The 18,838-nt window shown below is 65.8% G+C and carries 16 protein-coding genes; 12 read left to right on the top strand and 4 right to left on the bottom strand.

Annotated features, from left to right (window positions below; translation table 11 throughout):
• Positions 1–89: 89 nt before the first annotated feature.
• The gene (locus CA951_RS30245; RefSeq protein WP_087560354.1) at positions 90–1,559 is read left to right on the top strand and encodes an NAD-dependent succinate-semialdehyde dehydrogenase; all 1,470 of its coding nucleotides are present in this window, start codon (positions 90–92) and stop codon (positions 1,557–1,559) included.
• Positions 1,560–1,629: 70 nt separating this feature from the next.
• Here CA951_RS30245 and CA951_RS30240 read toward each other — a convergent pair whose 3' ends face one another.
• The 3 genes from CA951_RS30240 to CA951_RS30230 form a co-directional block, all read right to left on the bottom strand.
• Complete coding sequence (locus CA951_RS30240) at positions 1,630–2,406, bottom strand: FadR/GntR family transcriptional regulator (protein WP_087560353.1); 777 nt, start codon at positions 2,404–2,406, stop codon at positions 1,630–1,632.
• A gap of 147 nt (positions 2,407–2,553) precedes the next feature.
• A complete protein-coding gene (locus CA951_RS30235; RefSeq protein ID WP_179220364.1) occupies positions 2,554–3,168 on the bottom strand; it encodes a PaaI family thioesterase in 615 nt (204 codons plus the stop codon).
• A gap of 11 nt (positions 3,169–3,179) precedes the next feature.
• Positions 3,180–4,805, bottom strand: coding sequence for an FAD-dependent oxidoreductase (locus CA951_RS30230; protein ID WP_218780534.1), 1,626 nt, complete (start codon positions 4,803–4,805; stop codon positions 3,180–3,182).
• A 200-nt stretch (positions 4,806–5,005) separates the two neighbouring features.
• On the opposite strand from CA951_RS30230, the gene CA951_RS30225 reads away from it, so the two are divergent.
• From CA951_RS30225 to CA951_RS30215, 3 genes are read left to right on the top strand one after another with little or no spacing between them, the layout of a single operon-like run.
• A complete protein-coding gene (locus CA951_RS30225) occupies positions 5,006–6,079 on the top strand; it encodes a cupin domain-containing protein (RefSeq protein ID WP_087560350.1) in 1,074 nt (357 codons plus the stop codon).
• The gene (locus tag CA951_RS30220; RefSeq protein ID WP_087560349.1) at positions 6,076–6,957 is read left to right on the top strand and encodes a fumarylacetoacetate hydrolase family protein; all 882 of its coding nucleotides are present in this window, start codon (positions 6,076–6,078) and stop codon (positions 6,955–6,957) included. The genes CA951_RS30225 and CA951_RS30220 overlap by 4 nt, the downstream gene beginning before the upstream one ends.
• Positions 6,958–6,973: 16 nt before the next feature.
• Positions 6,974–8,113 carry a 2-methylaconitate cis-trans isomerase PrpF family protein gene (locus CA951_RS30215; RefSeq protein WP_087560348.1) on the top strand — a complete coding sequence of 380 codons (1,140 nt, stop codon included), beginning with the start codon at positions 6,974–6,976 and terminating at the stop codon, positions 8,111–8,113.
• 81 nt (positions 8,114–8,194) lie between these two features.
• On the opposite strand, the gene CA951_RS30210 is transcribed toward CA951_RS30215, so the two are convergent.
• A complete protein-coding gene (locus tag CA951_RS30210) occupies positions 8,195–8,941 on the bottom strand; it encodes a dienelactone hydrolase family protein (protein ID WP_218780533.1) in 747 nt (248 codons plus the stop codon).
• A 192-nt stretch (positions 8,942–9,133) separates the two neighbouring features.
• Between CA951_RS30210 and CA951_RS30205 the strand changes: the two genes are divergently transcribed.
• The 8 genes from CA951_RS30205 (at position 9,134) to CA951_RS30170 (ending at position 18,803) form a co-directional block, all read left to right on the top strand.
• On the top strand, positions 9,134–10,387 hold the full coding sequence (locus CA951_RS30205; protein ID WP_087560347.1) for a CaiB/BaiF CoA-transferase family protein: 1,254 nt from the start codon (positions 9,134–9,136) through the stop codon (positions 10,385–10,387).
• A gap of 20 nt (positions 10,388–10,407) precedes the next feature.
• Positions 10,408–11,778, top strand: a complete 1,371-nt coding sequence (locus CA951_RS30200; RefSeq protein WP_087560346.1) for an MFS transporter — start codon at positions 10,408–10,410, stop codon at positions 11,776–11,778.
• A complete protein-coding gene (locus CA951_RS30195; RefSeq protein ID WP_087560345.1) occupies positions 11,771–13,285 on the top strand; it encodes an aldehyde dehydrogenase in 1,515 nt (504 codons plus the stop codon). The genes CA951_RS30200 and CA951_RS30195 overlap by 8 nt, the downstream gene beginning before the upstream one ends.
• Complete coding sequence (locus CA951_RS30190; protein WP_087560344.1) at positions 13,282–13,773, top strand: nuclear transport factor 2 family protein; 492 nt, start codon at positions 13,282–13,284, stop codon at positions 13,771–13,773. The genes CA951_RS30195 and CA951_RS30190 overlap by 4 nt, the downstream gene beginning before the upstream one ends.
• Before the next feature lie 192 nt (positions 13,774–13,965).
• Positions 13,966–15,579, top strand: a complete 1,614-nt coding sequence (locus tag CA951_RS30185) for a class I adenylate-forming enzyme family protein (protein ID WP_087560343.1) — start codon at positions 13,966–13,968, stop codon at positions 15,577–15,579.
• A 65-nt stretch (positions 15,580–15,644) separates the two neighbouring features.
• The gene (locus CA951_RS30180) at positions 15,645–16,778 is read left to right on the top strand and encodes a CaiB/BaiF CoA-transferase family protein (protein WP_087560342.1); all 1,134 of its coding nucleotides are present in this window, start codon (positions 15,645–15,647) and stop codon (positions 16,776–16,778) included.
• On the top strand, positions 16,775–18,019 hold the full coding sequence (locus tag CA951_RS30175; RefSeq protein ID WP_087560341.1) for an acyl-CoA dehydrogenase family protein: 1,245 nt from the start codon (positions 16,775–16,777) through the stop codon (positions 18,017–18,019). The genes CA951_RS30180 and CA951_RS30175 overlap by 4 nt, the downstream gene beginning before the upstream one ends.
• Positions 18,012–18,803 (top strand): alpha/beta fold hydrolase, encoded by a 792-nt coding sequence (locus tag CA951_RS30170; protein ID WP_087560340.1) that lies wholly within the window; start codon positions 18,012–18,014, stop codon positions 18,801–18,803. The genes CA951_RS30175 and CA951_RS30170 overlap by 8 nt, the downstream gene beginning before the upstream one ends.
• The last annotated feature ends 35 nt before the right edge of the window (positions 18,804–18,838 follow it).

Here is an 18,838-nt window from a genome sequence, read left to right as displayed (position 1 = left end):
CGCACTCTGCCCCCCATGCTGCCAGGGCGTGGGGTTGTCGATCCGTAGACCGCATCGCTCTCGATGCGACATGAAGGAGAAGTCATTCGATGACGATCACAGTGGAACAGGAACAAGCCGGTATCGCCGCGGTGCCGAAAGAGTTGTTCATCGGTGGGCAGTGGGTTCCGGCGACGGGCGGTGCCACCCTGGACGTATTCGACCCGTCGACCGGGCAGGTACTCTGCCAGGTCGCCGACGCCTCGGCCGAAGACGCGATGCGCGCACTCGATGTCGCCGTCGCGACGCAGCCGTCGTTCGCGGCCACCACGGCGCGGCACCGCTCGGACATCCTCCGGAAGACCTATGAGTTGATGCTCGAACGCACCGACGAACTGGCCCTCATCATGACCCTCGAAGCGGGGAAGCCGATCGACGAGGCCAAGGCCGAGATCACCCTGGCCGCCGACTTCGTCCGCCACTTCTCCGAAGAAGCCGTACGGGTGACGGGGAACTATCAGGTCAACCCGGCCGGTGGCGGGCGGATGATCGTCACGCGCCAGCCCATCGGTCCGGCGATCCTGGTCGCACCGTGGAACTTCCCGATGTCCATGGGCGCGAGGAAGATCGCGCCGGCCATCGCCGCCGGATGCACCTGTGTCGTCAAGCCGGCCAGTGAAACCCCGCTGACGATGTTCGCGCTCGCCCAGTTGTTCCACGAGGCCGGCGTGCCCGACGGTGCGATCAACGTCGTCACGACGAAGTCGCCGCGCGAGGTCATCGAGCCGCTGATCCGATCGGGCAAGGCGCGGAAGTTGTCCTTCACCGGATCGACGAGCGTCGGCGTCCACCTGCTCGAACAGGCCGCGCAAAAGGTCCTGAAGACGTCGATGGAACTCGGCGGCAACGCGCCGTTCATCGTCTTCGACGACGCCGACATCGAGAATGCTCTCGACAGTCTCATGCTGACGAAGATGCGCAACGCCGGCGAAACCTGCACGGCCGCAAACAGAATCTACGTGCACCGTTCGGTGATGGACACCTTCGCCGTCAAACTCGCCGATCGGATGTCGGGATTCTTCCTGGGTCGGGGCGTCGAGGAAGGTGTCACCTTGGGTCCTCTCATCAACGAGAAGCAGCAGACACTTGTCGACGACCTCGTCCGGGATGCCATTCAAGCCGGTGCCGAACTGGTCCTCGGTGGCAAGCGCCCGGATCGCCCCGGCTACTTCTTCGAACCCACCGTGTTGCGGGATGTCCCCGCAACGGCCAGGGTCACGCGGGAGGAGATCTTCGGCCCCGTGGCGCCGCTGATTCCCTTCGACACCGAGGAAGAGGTGATCGCATACGCCAACGACACCGACTACGGCCTCGTGTCCTACATCTTCACCGAGGACCTGCGACGCGCGATCCGGGTGGCGGAAGCAATGGAGTCGGGAATGGTGGGTCTGAACCAGGGCTCGGTGTCGAACTCGGCCGCGCCGTTCGGTGGGGCGAAGATGTCGGGACTGGGTCGTGAGGGAGGCAGCGAAGGCCTCGACGAGTTCCTGGAGACGAAGTTCATCGCCATGCAATTGTGAGTCGGCCGCTCGACCGCAAAAACTCGAGACCCACCCTGCGATCGAGCGGGGTGGGTCTCGAGTGGGTTTGTCAGCTCGACGCGGCGAGTTCGAGTTCTTTCGCCTTCTCGGCCTCGACCAGGACTTTCTCGAGCCGTTTCAGGTGTCGGGTAATTTCCGCGATCGCTTTGTCGGCGTCCCGAGCGCGCAGGTGGTTGAGGATGCGCCGGCGGACTTTTGCGATGTCCTTGCTGGGTTTGGGGCCGGCTCGGTTGAGCCTCAAGTGCACAATCTGGGACAGCGAATCGGTGAGCATGACCAGCACCTCGTTGTGCGTGGCGCTGGCGAGGATGTGGTAGAACTCCATGATCTGTGCAGTTCGCTCGAGACCGGCCTCGGTCTTGGACTGCTGCTCGGTGAACGTGATGTCGTCATCGAGCTTCTGGAAGTCCTCCTCGGTGGCGCGCTCGCAGGCCATCCGGATGATGTCGGACGTGAGAATGATTCGCGCCTCGAGGACACTTGCGTGGGACAGGGCTCCGAGTGAGGCCAGGTCGGTGATCGCCCGGGACACGACGGTGGGATCGCCGGTGCGGATGAACACGCCGCCGGTCACCCCGAGTCGCGACTCGACCAGTCCCGATGCTTCGAGCGCGCGCAGCGCCTCGCGCACACTCTGCCGGGCGATCCCGAAGATCTGAGCCATCTCGCGCTCCGCGGGAAGTCGGTCGCCCGGCTTGAGCTGCCCTTCGGCGACCGCGTTGCGGACCTGCTCGTAGATGTACTCGAACCCGCGGCGCGTCTGGACCTTGGTGAAGATCGACGAATTCTCGGCTTGGCGTTGGAACAGCGCAGCGGACTCAGTCATGTTCCCATCCTCGAATAAGTGGGCCGAATGTTTTGACCATTGATCGCATTCTACCGACCCGCACCATCGCGCGACCCGAGCCCCGATCCCGCACCGTGCAATTTCCTGACGGTGCGGAACCGGGGCTCGCCAGTGAGGTCGACGCTGTCATGTCCGAGGGCGGGGAGACACCCACAGACCTTCGCCGCGGACACAGACGACGTCCCCGGCCTTGATCTCGCCCGCCGCGAACGTCTTGCGGCCGTCGATCTCGGTGACACGCCCGGTCATCGTCAGCTCTGTCCCGATGGGGAGGGCCTGCTCGTAGGTGATCGTGAGACTGCGCGTGAAGCTGACCGAGTCGAGACGACTGCGGACGGCGTGCCACAGCACATGATCGAGCAGGACCGCCGCGTAACCGCCGTGCACACGCCCCCGCGGACCCTGGTACGGGAGCGACAGGGTGGTGGTCATCTCGACGACATCACCGTCGCGCTCGATGGCAACCAGGGGCGCGAGCGGATTGCGCCGGCTCGTGACCGGGTTCGTGTTGATCGTCGTATACCCCTTGGGGCTGACGAAGGGAGGGTCGGAGGGTGCGTCGGCCGCGTCGAGGAACGACGGATCCGACAATGCGGCCCGCAGACCGTCGACCTCCCGCGCGACGAGGTCGCGCAGGTCGTCACCGGTGCGGTCGAGAAGGCCGGACGCCAGCCGGCGGCAGACGTCGGCAGTGAACTCGGCCAGCGTGCTGTCCGCTCGAGATTCGACGAGGTCGCTCATCTGGTCGCTCCTCATTGCAGCACCAACGCATGCTCGCGGCGTCCGGATACGCGTGTGAGGAGCGCGTCCGGGTCCTCGACCATGGTGTCGCCACGCCAGGAGACCTGACCGTCGGGGCGCACGAGTACCAGCGCTCGCTCGTACAACTCCGATGCCACGGGGTCGTCGATGTCGACGACCCGCAGTGGGACACCGGCCCGGTCGGCGGCGGCCTGCAACGGTGCCGAGTCCGCTGGGGGGTCGAAGCGGAGCAGGACGAATCCGGGGCCGAATTCGTCGAGGATCGATCGTGACGCGTCCAACCAGACGTGCGGCGCCCGGGATCCCGGCCGGGCGGAGGGCGCATAGCTGGACACCTGCATCGCCGGGAGCGGTGTTCCGTCCGGGACGATCACCGGGGACCCGTCGTACACGTAGCCGAGATGGATGCCGATGCTGTGCCACTCGCGTTTCATCATCTCGGTGTAGTGGTCGCCGAAGGCCTTTCGCGCCGCCCGCGTCTCCGGGGTGTCGTCGGGCGCGAAGATCCTCTGGTCGGGTGTCGTCAGACGCGGTTCGAGCATCCTCTTCAGGTTGTCGCCGGCCTCCGTGATGTTGCGGACTGCGACCGGACGCTGTTCGAGTTCGTAGCTGTCGAGCAACTCCTCGCCGCCCCAGCCCTGCAGTCGAGCAGCGAGTTTCCATGACAGATTGACGGCGTCGAGGATCCCGGTGTTCATGCCGAACCCCCCGGTCGGGGATGTGAGGTGGGCGGCGTCGCCGGCGATGAACACGCGTCCCTTGCGGTAGTTGTCCGCGACCAGTTGCCGCCGGACCCACGGAAGCATCGACAGGATCTCGAAGTCGAACTCGCGGCCGACGGCACGGACGATCGCAGTGCGCATCTCCTCTTCGCTGATCTCGCGCTGCGTGCCGTCACCGATCAGGGAGAAGCGCCACTGATCGCGCCCGTCGATCGCGACGAGGGTGGCCCACGTGCCCTCCGGTCCGATGAAAATGTAGCGGTACGCCGGCGCCGTCGTGTGCAGGCTCGGAAGACCGGTGCACCTGATGATCGCATTGGACGTGTACGTCAGCGCGCCGTCGCCGCTCATCGCGATGTCGAGCGCAGTGCGTACGGTGCTGTCGCCACCGTCGGTACCCACGAGGTAGTCGGCGTCGATGTCGTAGACCTCGCCGGTCTCGCGCGCTTCGACCGTTGCGGTGACGTGGTCACCGTGATCGACGAACGAGAGCAACCGGGTGCGGTACCGGATGTCCGCATACCCGGTGCTGTTCGCGAAGCGGGTGAGGACCGGATCGAAGAAGTTTTGTGGACAGCGCTCCCGGTGCTGGGGGCTCTGAGCAGGGGAGCGTTCGTCCTGTGGCGCGGCAAACGCCTCGCGGCCGAACTCGAACCCGTTGAGGTTCGTCACCCACGCGCAGTCCTGCACCTGGGCGCGGTTGTACCCGGCGGACTCCACATCGTCCACGATGCCCCAGCGTCGGCAGAACTCCATGGTGCGAATACCGACCATGTCCATCTTGGGCTGGAAAACGGAACCGTCGCGGGCCTCGACCAGCACGGTGTCGATACCCCGCCAGCCGAGATCGCCTGCGAGGGACAACCCCACGGGGCCGCCTCCGATAATCAACACGGGAACTCGTTTCGCCATGTGTCAACCCTTTCTTGTTAAGTGCGCGTCGTGAATTCGCTTGCGTAGCGAAAGATCGGCGACTGAGTCCGAGTATGGTAGAACCATTTGGTCACGTCAAGAGAGCTGTTGTGAAACGACGTCGACCGAACTACCATCCAAAATGGTTCTACCAATACGGGCCGATGTCGCGAGGAGACACCATGACGCACTCCCACACTGCCGTCGCCGGCGACGCCGACGAACGTCGTCGCCTGCGCGCCACCCTGGCCGAAGCCGGACTCCGGATCCAGCAGCCCGACGACCCGCCGCTCTTCACCCCGGCGCCCCAGTCGTCGATGCAGCCGATGCACTGGCGGTGGGCGGATCTGCTCGGCTATCTCGAGGAACTCGGCCGCGTGCTCGACCTGCGACCGGGAGGTGACCGCCGGACTCTTCGGCTGGCCAATCCCGGCCTCGAATACGGAACGACACCCACCTTCTGGGCGTCGATCCAGTACATCCGCCCCGGTGAGGTCGCCACCGCACACCGTCACACACCGGACGCGTTCCGGTTCGTCATGCACGGGAGCGGGTGCAGCACCACCGTCGACGGTGAGAACTACGAGATGAACGCCGGAGACCTGGTGTTGACGCCCGGGTGGGCGTGGCACGACCACGTGCACGCCGGTGACGAACCGATGATCTGGCTCGACGTCCTCGATGTGTCCCTCATGCGGAACCTGCACAACATCTTCTTCCAGCCCTACCCGGAAGAGACGCAGCCCGTCAGCCGTCAGCCGCAGAAGTCGTGGCAGGAGTACGGCTCCGGCATCCTCCGGCCGGTCGGACCGGCACCGAGACCGGCTGTCAACCCTCTGCTCGTATACCCGAAAGACCAAACCGATATCGCGCTCGGCCGCGCCCGGGGCCTCGACCCCGATCCTGCCGACGACGTCATCCTCGAATACCAGAATCCCACCGACGGTGGAGCGGCCTTGCCGTCGATGTCGATGAAGATTCAGATACTGCGCCCGGGCTTCTCCGGCGTGACCCACCGGCACAGCGGGAGCAAGGTCTACTGGGTGGTGGAGGGCGCCGGGACCACCGTCGTCGACGGCAGGCAGTTCGACTGGAACGCAGGCGACTTCCTGGCGATCCCGCCGTGGGCGGCGGTCCGGCACCTGAACGCACACTCCACCGAGGCGCGACTCTTCCGCGTCGACGACAGCCCGGTCCTCCGATATCTCAATGCGTACCACGAAGAGACGGTGCCGGAAACACAGGAGACACGATGAAACTGGCGAGCTTCGACGACTACCGCATCGGAATCGTCGCGGGGGACGACCTCCGCGACATCACCTCCCTGATCCCCGCGGAGTTCGACACCTGGCCGGAGCAGCGGATGAACTGGGTGATCCGGAACTGGCCCACGATCGCCGATAGACTGGCGGACGCAGATGCGCTACCGACCGTGTCGATCGCGACCGTCACACTGCGGGGGGCCAACCCCGCTCCGCCGCAGGTGTTCGCGATCCCGGCCAACTATCACGCGCACATCGGAGAGATCGGGGAACGTGCGATCACCAAGGGCGGACGCACGGCCCGCGAGACCGGATTCTTTCTCAAGGCCGCCGGTTCGGTGAGCGGCGCCGGCGAGCCGATCGCGTTGCCGCCCGGCTCCACCAGGCGCTTCGACCACGAATGCGAACTGGGCGTCATCATCGGCCGGCACGGACGCAACGTGCCACGGGAGGAGGCCATGAAATACGTCTTCGGGTACGCGTGTCTGATCGACCTGACGATGCGAATCGAACCGGGCCAGTTCGAGGAGGACCGGTCTTTGCGGAAGTCGTTCCGCAGCTTCACCCCGCTCGGTCCCTATCTGGTCACCGCGGACGAAGTGCCACCCCTCGACACACTGGGTTCCAGGCTGTCCGTCAACGGGGAACTGCGGCAGCAGGCAAGGCTGAAGGACATGATCATGCCGGTCGCCGAATCGATCGAATTCATCTCGTCCGTCGTCGACCTGCAGCCCGGCGACGTCATCGCGAGCGGCACCCCCAAGGGCGTCGGCCCGGTCGCCGCCGGAGACGTCGTCACGATCGCGATCGATTCCGTCGGTGAAATGTCGATCGCCGTGGGGGAGTCCGAGCGCGCCCCCCGGCCGTTCTGAGCGAGGGGCCACCTGGATGTACACCGATTACCGCGCCGCCTTCATACGCGGCGGCACCAGCAAGGCACTGGTCTTCCACGAGCGCGACCTACCGGCGGATCGGGCACAGCGTGATGCCCTCTTCCTTCGCGCAATGGGGAGCCCCGACCCCCACGGACGCCAACTCGACGGAATGGGTGGCGGATTGTCGTCGCTGTCGAAGGTGTGCATCGTCGGGCCGCCGTCGGTCGCGGGGGCGGACGTCGACTACACGTTCGCGCAAGTTCAGATCGACCGGCGGGCGGTCGATTACGTCGGCAACTGCGGGAACATGGCATCGGCGATCGGCCCGTTCGCCGTGGACGAGGGACTCGTGGCCGCCGAGGACGGCAACGCCACCGTTCGGATACACAACGTCAACACCGGCAAGGTCATTGCCTCGTCGTTCGATGTGAAGGCGGGCCGGGCGATCGAGCAGGGCGACTACACGATCCACGGTGTGGCGGGGACCGGGGCGCCCATCCGATTGGACTTCCTCGACCCCGGCGGTGCGGGTACCGGTTCGCTCCTCCCGACCGGGCACTCGACCGACGACCTGGTCGTGGACGGCGCGCCGGCGGTGTCGGCGAGTCTGGTCGACGCGGGCAACCCGGTGGTGTTCGTCGACGCGGCCGCGGTGGGACTGAACGGCACGGAACTGCCCGAGACGATCGACGTCGATGATCTGCTCATGACCCGGTTGGAGGCGATCCGTCGCGCCGGATCGGTGCGCATGGGCTTGGCGGCCGACGAGCGGTCGGCCGCGCAGAACCGGATGACCCCGTTCATCGCCCTGGTCGCCGCGCCCCGGTCGTACACGACGCTCGCCGGCGACCGAGTTGACGAGAGCGACGTCGATCTGACCGTGCGCTTCCTGTCCAACGGGAAAGCTCATCGGGCGTTACCGCTGACAGGGGCGCTGTGTGCGGCGGTCGCGGCGCAACTGCCCGATTCGGTGGTTCACCGCCACGCGCGGACACCGCAGGACGGAGCGCCGATCCGGCTGGGCTCGCCTTCCGGACTCCTCGAGGTGAATGCCTCGGTTGCCGACAAGGGCCCGAACGCCCCGGTGTGGTGTGAGTTCGGGACGATCTATCGGACAACCCGGCGACTGTTCACGGGATGGGTGCGCGCCTAGCGGGCGCTCCGATCTCACCCGTGACCGACACGAAAAGGCCGCGGTGTCAGAGAATGTCGCTGCACACCGCGGCCTTTGGGGCTACACCGCCGGTTCGCGCAGACGGGCGGACGTGCGGAGGAAATCGAGCGTCTGCGGCCACGACATCGCCCATGCATCGGCGTTGACCTGTTCGTTGTGCCGCCGGGAATCGCTGAACCCGTGCTTGGCTCGCGGATACAGATGGATGATCGTCGGAGCGTCGGTGTCCCTGCCCTGCAACGCCGCCTGCAGGCCCAGGAAGTTCTCGCGGGGGACCAGCGAATCCTTGCCCGGGTAGTGCACCATCACCGGCCCTGGGATGTCCGCTGCCGCCGCGACGGCGTCGACGCTGTGATGAGGCTGAATCTCGCCCGGCAGGGTGGGATGGTAGGCGACCACGCTGTCGATTCGCGGATCGCGGGCGCCGAGAATCAGCGCGAATCGGCCACCGAGGCACCACCCGATCACTCCCACGGACGCGACGCCGTGTTCGGTCGTCAGGTAGTCGACGAGCCGCTGCTGTTCGTCGAGCACCGTCGCATCGTCGAGCTGTGCGTGCAGCTCGTGCAGTTCCTCGAAGGGAGTGTCGTCGGAACTCTTCCCGTGCCACGGATCCCACGTGAGAGCGATCGCCCCCGTTTCGCCGGCGATCAGTTCCGCGAATTCCCGGACCTGTTCGCCGATCCCGGTGATCATCGGCAGCAGGAGCACGGCCGGGGAATTTCCGGAGGTTGCGTCTGCCGGTGTCACGAAATGTGCCCGAAGTCCGTCGACCGTGACGAATCGACTGTCGAAGTGGTGTGCCACGAATGTCTCCTCTCGCCCGCTGGCTGGCGCAGGCTGCGTGCGGTGTGGGTCGTGCGGTGAGGCCGCCCGGAAACTGCTGGTTGACAGACCTCGCGGAGTCGCCTCTAATGGTTCTACCATATTTCGCGCCTCGCTGTTGCGCATTCTCACCCGCGACCGGCGGCGCTTCCTCAATGATCTGTAGGGGTATCGATGACCATTTCGTCAGACCGCGACCACAACCCGCTCGGCGGACGAAACGAACGATCCGAAGGCCGGCTTCCACTGTCCGGAGTACGAATTGTCGATCTGTCACAAATCGGGGCCGGCCCGTACGGCACTTCGCTTCTCGGTGATCTCGGCGCCGACGTCGTGAAGGTCGAGCCGCTCCAGGGAGACAGCTTCCGGTACGTCGACAGCGCCTTCGATCACGGCGAGAGCGCGTACTTCTTCGGCGTCAACCGCAGCAAGCGATCCATCGCCCTCGACCTGAAGAGCCGCGAGGGGCTCGAAGTACTCGAACGGTTGGTCCGCGACGCCGACGTGTTCGTCGTGGCCTTCCGCCCGGACGCGGTGAAGCGGATGGGAATCGACTACGACACGCTACGGAAGATCAACGATCGTCTGATCTACTGTTCCATCACCGCATTCGGCGAAAGCGGCCCACGCGCGGATCAGCCGGGCATGGACATTCTCGCCCAGGCTCTGAGCGGCATGATGGGTGTGACCGGTGAGGTGGGCGGCGGCCCGGTGAAGGTGGGCGTCCCCATCGCCGACTTCGTCGGATCGTTTTTCGTCGGATTCGGCGTGTGCGCGGCGTTGCGGCTGCGCGATCAGACCGGCGTGGGCGACAAGATCAGCATCAATCTCCTCGATGGCCAGGTGGCGGCGTTCGCGAACTACATCACCGCCTACGACAAGACGCGCGTGCCGTTCAGGCCGCAGGGTGGCGGGCACCCCCAGTTGGTGCCCTACCAGCCCTTCCTCGGTTCGGATGACAAGCACTTCATCCTGGCGGTGCTCAACGACAAGTTCTGGAACAAGCTGGTCCCGATGCTCGACGAGTACGACGATTTCCGAGACACCTCCTACACCACCAACACCCAGCGGATCGAGAACAGGGACGAGCTGTGCGGGCGGCTCCAGACGATCTTCAGCAAACATCCGGCCGAGTACTGGCTGCGAAAGCTCGAGGAGGCGGGGGTGCCCTGCGGCCCGATCCATCGGCTCGAGGACGCCCTCGAAGACCCGCAGGTGCTTGCCAACCAGGCGGTCACGGAGCTGACACACCCCGAGTACGGAACCTACAAGGTCCCGAACAATCCCATCCGGTTCGAGAATGCCGCCACCGGTCCGTGGGGATACGCACCGCGGCTCGGCGAGCACACCGACGAGATCCTCGGAGAAGTGGGCTACCACGAGAACGAGATTCAGGCACTGCGTGACAACGGAATTCTGACCTCGTAGACCGAGAAACGGAGAAGCACGTGAGCGTTGAGACGACACCGGCAACGACAGATGCCAAACGAATCCGAGCGCGTGCGACGCGTGCGGGAGCGGTCGGCAATTTCATCGAGTTCTACGACTTCACCCTCTACGGGTTCTTTGCGATCATCATCTCGCAGCAGTTCTTTCCCGACTACAGCAGCCAGGCGGCCCTCCTCGCGACATTCGGTGTATACGGTGGTGCCTTCGTCATGCGGCCGGTCGGCGCCATCGTCTTCGGCCATGTCGGGGATCGGTGGGGTCGCAAGCGGGCGCTGCTGATCGCCGTCGTGCTGATGAGTGCGTCGACCGCCATGATCGGCCTCCTCCCGTCGTACGCAATGATCGGCGTCGCTGCACCGGCCCTGCTGCTCGCCTGCCGACTGACGCAGGCCTTCTCGGCCGGCGGCGAGCAGAGCGGAGCGTACGTCCTCGTCATCGAGCACTCACCCGTCGCCGAACGGGGCCGGAACGGATCGTGGCTGGTCGTCTCGGTCATGGCCGGCGTCGCGAGCGGCGCGATCGTCGCCCTCGTCATGAACTTCGTGACGACGGCCGATCAAATGCAGTCGTGGGGGTGGCGGATCCCGTTCCTGATCGGCGCGCCACTCGGCGTCCTCGGCCTGGTCCTTCGGCTGAAGCTGCAGGAATCCGAGGCCTTCACCGCGGCGTCCGCGGAGGTCGCCAAGCAGGTCGGCCGACACGTTCCCCTCGTCCAGGCCTTTCGTACGGTCAAGAAGGAGATGCTGACGCTGTTCGCGTGGGTGGGACTGGTCTCGCTCGCCGGCTACATGCTGATCGGCTTCATGACCACCCTCATGGTCAAATTCGAGGGGTACTCGATGACCACCGCTCTGCTCGTCATGGTGCTCGGGTTCCTGATCGCCGCGCCCTTCGTGATGGTCCTGTGCCGGTGGTCGGACACCGTGACACGGAAGCGGTTCGCGATCAGCCTCGCCGCCGGACTCGCCGTCTGGACCGTTCCCGCCTTCGCCCTGATCGGCCACGGACCGGTATTCGCCACCATCGCAATAGCCGGGTACACGACGCTCCTGTACCCGATGAACCTCGCCGCGGGCTTCGCGGTCGTCGAACTGTTCCCCGTCGACGTCCGCGCATCGGCCAGCGCCCTGCCCTACCAAGTCGGTTTTGCCCTGTTCGGTGGTACCGCGTCCCTCATCGCCACCTGGCTGGTCACGAACTTCTCGGCCCTCGCACCCGCCTATTACGTGACGGCGGTCGCGGTCATCGAAATATTTGTGGCGTGGTTCTGGCTCCCCAACGCGCGGGAGATGACGGTGGTCACCGAGTCCGATGCAGGAGTGCGGTCACTGCCCACGACCTCCCCCGATCTCAGGAGTGACAATGCGTAGTACATCAGTGCCGATCGCACATCCCGACAGCTTGTTCGTCGACGGGAAATGGGTCCGCCCCGAAAGCGGCGGAGGCATCGACGTCATCGATCCGTCGACGGAGAAGGTCTACGTGCGCGTGGCGGATGCGACCGAGGCCGACATCGACCGTGCGGTCGCCGCGGCGCGGACCGCCTTCGACGACGGTCCGTGGCCACGACTGACCCACGCCGAGCGGGCGGAGTACCTGCGAGCGATGGGCGCCTCGCTACGCGCTCGGGTCGACGACATCGCGCAGATCTGGCCGAGCGAAATGGGCAGCACTCACGCGGTCGCCCACGCCTTCGCCGGCACCATCGGCGATGTCTACGACTACTACGCCGACCTCGCCGGCACCTTCTCCTTCGAGGAGCGGTTCGACGATCCGCCGGGAGGTGGTCGTCTCGCGCTGCTGGTCCGGGAGCCGGTGGGTGTCGTGGGTGCGATCGTCCCGTGGAACGCGGCGATCAACATCATGGCGTACAAGATCGCACCCGCCCTGTTGGCCGGCTGCACGGTGGTCCTGAAGTCGTCGCCGGAGGCACCCGGCGCGGGGTACGTCATGGCCGAGATCGCCGAACAGGTCGGATTGCCGCCGGGCGTCCTCAACGTCGTCACCGCCGACCGCGGGCCCTCGGAGCGGCTGGTGCGTCACCCGGGCGTCGACAAGATCACGTTCACGGGTTCGCTGGCGGCCGGACGGCGAATCGCCGGGATCGCCGCCGACCGGATCGCGCGAATCACCCTGGAACTCGGCGGAAAGTCGGCCGCTGTCGTGCTCGACGACTACGACGTCGCGACCGCAGCCGCCGATATCGCCGCGTACGCCTGCTTCCTGACCGGTCAGGTCTGCTCGGCGTTGTCGAGAATCATCGTGACCCGTGGCCGGCACGACGAACTCGTCGACGCACTGGCCGCGGAGTTCGCGGGAGTGACCGTCGGTGACCCGTTCGATGCGGCCACCGGAATGGGACCGATCGCCACTCGGCGTCAGCTCGAGAAGGTGGAACGGTACGTCCACACCGGCGTCGCAGAAGGAGCGCGACTGGCGTTCGGCGGCGGTCGGCCCGCCGGTCTCACGCGGGGCTGGTTCTTCGAACCCACGGTCCTGGCGGAGGTGGACAACGCCGCGACGGTCGCCCGCGAGGAAATCTTCGGGCCCGTTCTCAGCGTCATCGCGGCCGACAACGAGGACCACGCGCTCGAGCTTGCCAACGACACGGATTTCGGCCTCAACAACTCGGTCTTCACCCACGACCCGGATCGGGCCTATGCCGTTGCGCGACGCCTTCGATCGGGCACTGTCGGGCACAACGTGTTTCGCAGCGACATGCGGATCGGCTTCGGAGGTTTCAAACAGTCGGGAATCGGTCGCGAAGGCGGCGTCGACGGATTGCGGCCCTTCCTGGAGAACAAGACCGTCGTCCTCGACGCGGTTCCGACGCACATTGCGACACTCGCCCCAGCTGACGACGGGAGTACCAGATGACCACGGTAGTGAACGGTGTGACCCTCGCATCGGAGCCCCTCGCGCGAAACGATCGCGCGCGCAGCAATATCGACGTCGTCATCGAGTTCTTCTCGCTCTATCTCAGGGACAAGGAACGGTTCTACGCCCTGTGGGTCGACGATGAGCCCGAGGTACTGACGCCGTATGTGGCGAACGATGTGGCGACATGCCAGATCGGGTCGCACCGTGGATGGGCGGCGGTCAGGGCGTTCTGGGATCCGATTCACGACGATATGCAGGGACGCTTCGATTGGTACATCGACGGCGTCATCCCGGGTGAGGATCCGGACGTCGTCGTGGTGCGCTCGCACAGCGACGTCGATGTGCGGACTCGCGGAGTCTGGGGCGACAAGCACCTCAGCTACCAGGGGAGATACGTTCAGATCTTTCGCTTCGAGGACGGCAGGGTGAAGTCGTTCGAGGAGTACTACGACACCGCGCAACTGAACGCTGTCTACGGGGCGTAGGCGCCCGGAGCGCCTCGTCCGAAATGCCCGGCCGTGCATTGACAAGGAATGCCCGCCGCGGTAGTAATTGGTAGAACCATTTTAGAGCCCGTGCTCGGGTCACTGGACGTGACGCACTCGCATGGATGTGCGGCTCGCGTCGAATCCCCAAATCGGGCTTGCCAGGGCCCGGATCTTCGGAAGGAATCATCAATGAGTCTGGATACGGATCAGGCGACCAACGTCACGTGGAGCCGCGAGGTGGTCCGGGGCACGGTGCACGGCAGGCCGTCCCTGATGTACAAGGACAGGCCACGTCGTGTCCGCGACCTCCTCATCGAAGCGCGCCGCTGGGGTGACAGGGAACTACTTGTCCAGGGTGCACGGCGGCTGACCTTCCGAGACCACGAGCGCGCCGTCGCTGCGGTGGCGAACCGCCTGTCCGCATACGGAGTCGGCAAGGGCGATCGCGTGTTGCTGCTGGGCTTCAACAGTATCGAGTGGGTCGTGACGTTCTGGGCAATTCAGTCACTCGGAGCGGTTGCAGCCCTGGGTAATTCGTGGTGGAGCGACAACGAAGTGGATGCGCTCGTTCGCAAGAGCGAATCGAAGCTGGTCATTTCCGATCGCGAAATCCACTCCGCGCCGCGCATCGCCTTCACCGAGCTTCGCACCATCGTCGATGCCGGGGACCCGGCGGTACTCCCCGAGGTGCACGTCAGCGAGGAGGACCCGGCCGTCATCATGTTCAGCTCGGGAACGACCGGTGCCCCCAAGGGCATCCTCAAGTCCCAGCGCTCGATCATCGGAAACCTGCACAACCTGCTGGCCATGACGCGGCGACTCCCGAGCGAACTCACCGACGACCATCCCGGGACGACCAGTCTGCAGACGGTTCCCCTCTTCCATCTCGCGGGTGTCCAGGTGAGCTGCGGAACCCTCCTCCAGGGCGGAAAACTCGTACTGCTCGACGGTAAGTTCGACCCCGCCGATGTACTGCGCCTCATCGAGACCGAAAAGGTGAAGTCCTGGGGCAGCATCCCGACGATGGTGTCCCGGGTCCTCGACCATCCCGCCCTCGGCGATTACGACACCTCGACCCTCAGCTCGATCCCACTGGGAGGCTCGCCCGTCCCGGCCACGATGCGGTCGCGGATCGAAGAGGCGTTCCCCAACGTCAAGAAGCGGGTGGGGAGTCTCTACGGACTCACCGAGACGGGTGGGCTGCTCGCCGCGGGTGCCGGCGCGGAGATCGGCAGTCACGCCGGCCGGGTCGGAAAGGCCCTCCCGGTTGTCGAACTTCGTATCGCCGATCCCGACGAGAACGGCGTCGGCGAGATCCTCGGGCGCACACCCAACGTGCCCGAGGGATATCTCGGTGAGGGGCCGATCGAGGACACCGACGGGTGGATCCGCACGGGTGACCTGGGGCGGATAGACGACGAGGGCTACCTCTACGTCACCGGCCGTGTGAAAGAAGTGATCATCCGCGGCGGCGAGAACATCGCGTCCGCCAACATCGAGAACACCCTCCTGAAGCATCCGGCCGTGGCGGAGGCAGGCGTGCTCGGCCTACCGGACGACGACCTCGGCGAAATTGTCGGCGCAGTGGTCGTACCGCACGCCGACGCCGACCTGCCCACCATCGCGGCGCTCACGGACCACTGCAAGCAGCTACTTGCGCGTTACGAAATCCCGGAGCGGTGGTGGATCCGGCGCGAGCAGCTTCCGATGAGCGGAATCGGGAAGATGGCGAAACGCGATCTGGGACAGCAGTGGATCGATCTCGGCGCCGCCGACCTCGTCGACGAGCTCAGCGCAACCTGACTTCGGGCAACCCGTAATCACACCATGGCACCGCACACACCGGTGACGGAGGAAGAGAGGTCGAAGTGACCGGAACGCTGACGGGAGTGCGGGTCGTCGAAATGGGCGGCCAGGGCCCGGCACCGTTTTGCGCGATGCTGCTGGCGGACATGGGAGCGGACGTGATTCGCGTGGAACGCCCGACCTCCGATCCGGAGAAGACGCGGAAGCTGGACAGCTTCGGCCGCGGCAGGCGGTCGATCGTCGTGGATGTGAAAGAAGCCGCCGGTCGAGACCTCGTCCGGGAGCTCATCGACACCTCCGACGTGCTCATCGAGGGGAATCGCCCGGGGGTCATGGAACGACTCGGCCTCGGCCCCGACGACTGCCTGTCGACGAACCCCGGTCTCGTCTACGGCCGGATGACCGGGTGGGGGCAGAACGGTCCGCTGGCACAGGTGGCCGGGCACGACATCAACTACATCGCGGTCGCCGGCGCATTGGAGCCGATCGGGCGGTCCGGCGACGCGCCGGTCCCACCCCTGGCCCTCGTCGGAGATTTCGGTGGTGGCGGGATGCTGCTCGCAGTCGGTATCTGTGGCGCACTCGTCGAGCGCTCGGCGTCCGGCCGCGGGCAGGTCGTGGACGCCGCCTGCGTCGACGGCGCTTCGCTGCTGATGACCGTCGTGCACCACCTTCGGTCGGTGGGGCGGTGGGCGGATGACCGGGGCACGAACCTCTTCGACAGCGGCGCACCGTTCTACGAGGTCTACGAAACCCGCGACGGCGGATACGTATCCGTCGGCGCGGTGGAACCGAAGTTCTATGAGCAGTTGGTCGACGTTCTGCGGCTCGACCGGGACCAGATGTTCCCGCAATTCGATCGCAGCCAGTGGCATAGCCGCAAGAAGCTGCTCGCGGCGGCGTTCGCCGAACGCACCCGGGACGACTGGTGTGCGGTGATGGCAGAGGCAGAAGCATGCTTCGCGCCGGTGCTGTCGCCGGGCGAGGCCGCGACGCACCCCCATCACCGGGAACGCGATGCATTCGTCGACGTCGACGGATTCCTCGAACCCGCACCGGCACCGCGCTTCGGCCGGACGCCGTCACACGCTCATCCGCGCCCGAAACCCGGGCAGGACACCGACAGCATCTTGTCCGAGCTCGGCTGGGCCAAGGACAGAATTTCAACACTTCGAACAGCAGGGGTGATCGGATGACCATCGAAGCAGACGCACAGAGCACAACGGCCACTCTCTCGCCGGCGGAGTTCGAACGCGAGGTCCTCGCGTTCCTGGAACGCAACGCACGGAGACGCGGTGGTGCGCGCGAGAAACTGACCTGGGGCGTGGGCGAAGACACGGGTGTGGACCTGTGGGAAGAGCCGGATTCGGAGGAAGAGCGGGCTCGACTCGCCGAGGCCCGGGACTGGCGCCGCACGCGGTTCGATGCGGGGTTCGGTTGGCTGGACGGGCCGGTGGAGTTCGGGGGCCGTGGTCTCCCGTCGAAGTATTCACGGCTGTACCGCCGACTCGAACGCCAATTCGACGTACCCGCCGACAACTACTTCAAGCTCGACAACGTCGTCGGCCCCGTCATCTTGAAGTACGCGAACGACCCCACGAAGCGGGAGGTGCCCCGCGCTCTGCACCGCGGAGACCTGATGGCGTGCGAACTGTTCAGTGAACCCGAGGCCGGATCAGATCTGTTCTCCGCGCGCACCAAGGCGACCCGAGACGGCACCGGCTGGCGGATCAACGGGCAGAAGGTGTGGACCTCGGATGCACACCTCGCCGATGTCGGAGTGGTGTTCTGCCGTACCGGAACCGAGGCCGGAAAGTCCGGGTTCTCCGCTTTTCTCATCAATATGCACCAACCCGGGGTCAAGGTACTTCCCCTGAAGCAGATGACGGGCGGGGCAGCCTTCAACGAGGTCTATTTCGACGACGCTCATGTTCCGGCCTCGGGCCTGCTCGGCGAGATCGGCCAGGGATGGGACATCGTCCGCGAGATCCTCGCGCGCGAGCGCGCCGGAATCGGCGGCGGAATGGGGAAATCGGGCTCCGGCATCGCAAACGGTGAGCGGCTGGTCGAAATGATCCGCGGTGTGGGCGTTTCGGAAGACCCCCTCGTCCGACAGGACCTCGTCAAAGCCATGACCGGCTTCTGGGCGGCCCGGCAACTCGGTGCCCAGGGGACGGACATGGTCGCCGCTCCGTTCCTGCGCAGCGATCCCGCCCCACTGGTGAGCAAGCTCGCACTCAGCATCAATCTCCGCAGAGTCGCGGATTTCGTGAGCACGGTACTCGGTCCCAAGCTCGCCGCCGACACCGGCGAATGGGGCACCTTCTCGTGGAACTCCTTCGTCCTGGGAGAGCCCGGCGTGCACATCTTCGCCGGCACCGACGAGATCGTCCGGAATTCGATCGCGGAGAAGTCCCTGGGGATGCCCCGTGACTGATACCGCGCGGTGCCGGCCACTCCTGTACAACGCGACGCGGCCGAACGGCCACACGGTTCCCGCATCGGCACGCGTCGTCATCGTGCACGGATCGATGGACTCGTCGGCGAGCTTCGCACGCCTCGAGGATCGGCTACCGGACATGAATGTCACGCGATACGACCGGCGCGGGTACGGACGGTCGAGGCACCCGGGCGACGGCGCTCTCGATGTCGCCGGGCACGTCGACGACCTTCTCTCCGTGCTGGGCGACGACCCCGCTGTCGTGCTGGGGCACAGCTTCGGTGGCGTCATCGCGCTCGCTGCGGCCGCGACGGCACCGGATCTGGTGCGCGGTGTCGTGGCCTACGAAGCACCCATGCCGTGGGCGCGGTGGTGGCCGGAAGTCCCGCTGCCGGAGAGTCTCGATTGCGATCGTGGGGAACTCGACCGGGCTGCAGAGACATTCATGCGCAGGGCCATGGGCACGCAGCGATGGGACGAACTCCCGTCGGACAAGAAGGGGTCGTTTCTCGCCAGCGCACCGGCCTGGGCAACCGAACTGTGGTCAGCCGTTCACGGCACTCCCGCACCGTACGACCCAGCGCGGATACGTGTTCCGGTCGTATCGGCCTACGGCACCGCGACAGACCCACGGCACACGCGTGCCGCCCGCGTCCTGGCCGCGGAAGTCTCCGGCGCGAAACTAATGCAGATCGACGGCGCCGACCACGTGGTGCACCGACGCCGACCCGACGCACTGGCGGATCTCATCCGACAACTCGATGCCGAATGTGCAGCCTGAGCACATCCGAACCCGCGCGACAAGCTACAGCTGAG

The organism is Rhodococcus sp. NCIMB 12038 (assembly GCF_002165735.1).
Classification (GTDB): domain Bacteria; phylum Actinomycetota; class Actinomycetes; order Mycobacteriales; family Mycobacteriaceae; genus Rhodococcus_F.
This window is presented reverse-complemented; position numbering and strand designations above follow the sequence as displayed.

What these genes read in the sequence shown, in the direction of transcription:
- CA951_RS30245 (WP_087560354.1), top strand. Translation starts at nt 90, where the DNA reads ATGACGATCACAGTGGAACAGGAACAAGCCGGTATCGCCGCGGTGCCG.
- CA951_RS30240 (WP_087560353.1), bottom strand. Translation starts at nt 2,406, where the DNA reads ATGACTGAGTCCGCTGCGCTGTTCCAACGCCAAGCCGAGAATTCGTCG.
- CA951_RS30235 (WP_179220364.1), bottom strand. Translation starts at nt 3,168, where the DNA reads ATGAGCGACCTCGTCGAATCTCGAGCGGACAGCACGCTGGCCGAGTTC.
- CA951_RS30225 (WP_087560350.1), top strand. Translation starts at nt 5,006, where the DNA reads ATGACGCACTCCCACACTGCCGTCGCCGGCGACGCCGACGAACGTCGT.
- CA951_RS30220 (WP_087560349.1), top strand. Translation starts at nt 6,076, where the DNA reads ATGAAACTGGCGAGCTTCGACGACTACCGCATCGGAATCGTCGCGGGG.
- CA951_RS30215 (WP_087560348.1), top strand. Translation starts at nt 6,974, where the DNA reads ATGTACACCGATTACCGCGCCGCCTTCATACGCGGCGGCACCAGCAAG.
- CA951_RS30205 (WP_087560347.1), top strand. Translation starts at nt 9,134, where the DNA reads ATGACCATTTCGTCAGACCGCGACCACAACCCGCTCGGCGGACGAAAC.
- CA951_RS30195 (WP_087560345.1), top strand. Translation starts at nt 11,771, where the DNA reads ATGCGTAGTACATCAGTGCCGATCGCACATCCCGACAGCTTGTTCGTC.
- CA951_RS30190 (WP_087560344.1), top strand. Translation starts at nt 13,282, where the DNA reads ATGACCACGGTAGTGAACGGTGTGACCCTCGCATCGGAGCCCCTCGCG.
- CA951_RS30185 (WP_087560343.1), top strand. Translation starts at nt 13,966, where the DNA reads ATGAGTCTGGATACGGATCAGGCGACCAACGTCACGTGGAGCCGCGAG.
- CA951_RS30175 (WP_087560341.1), top strand. Translation starts at nt 16,775, where the DNA reads ATGACCATCGAAGCAGACGCACAGAGCACAACGGCCACTCTCTCGCCG.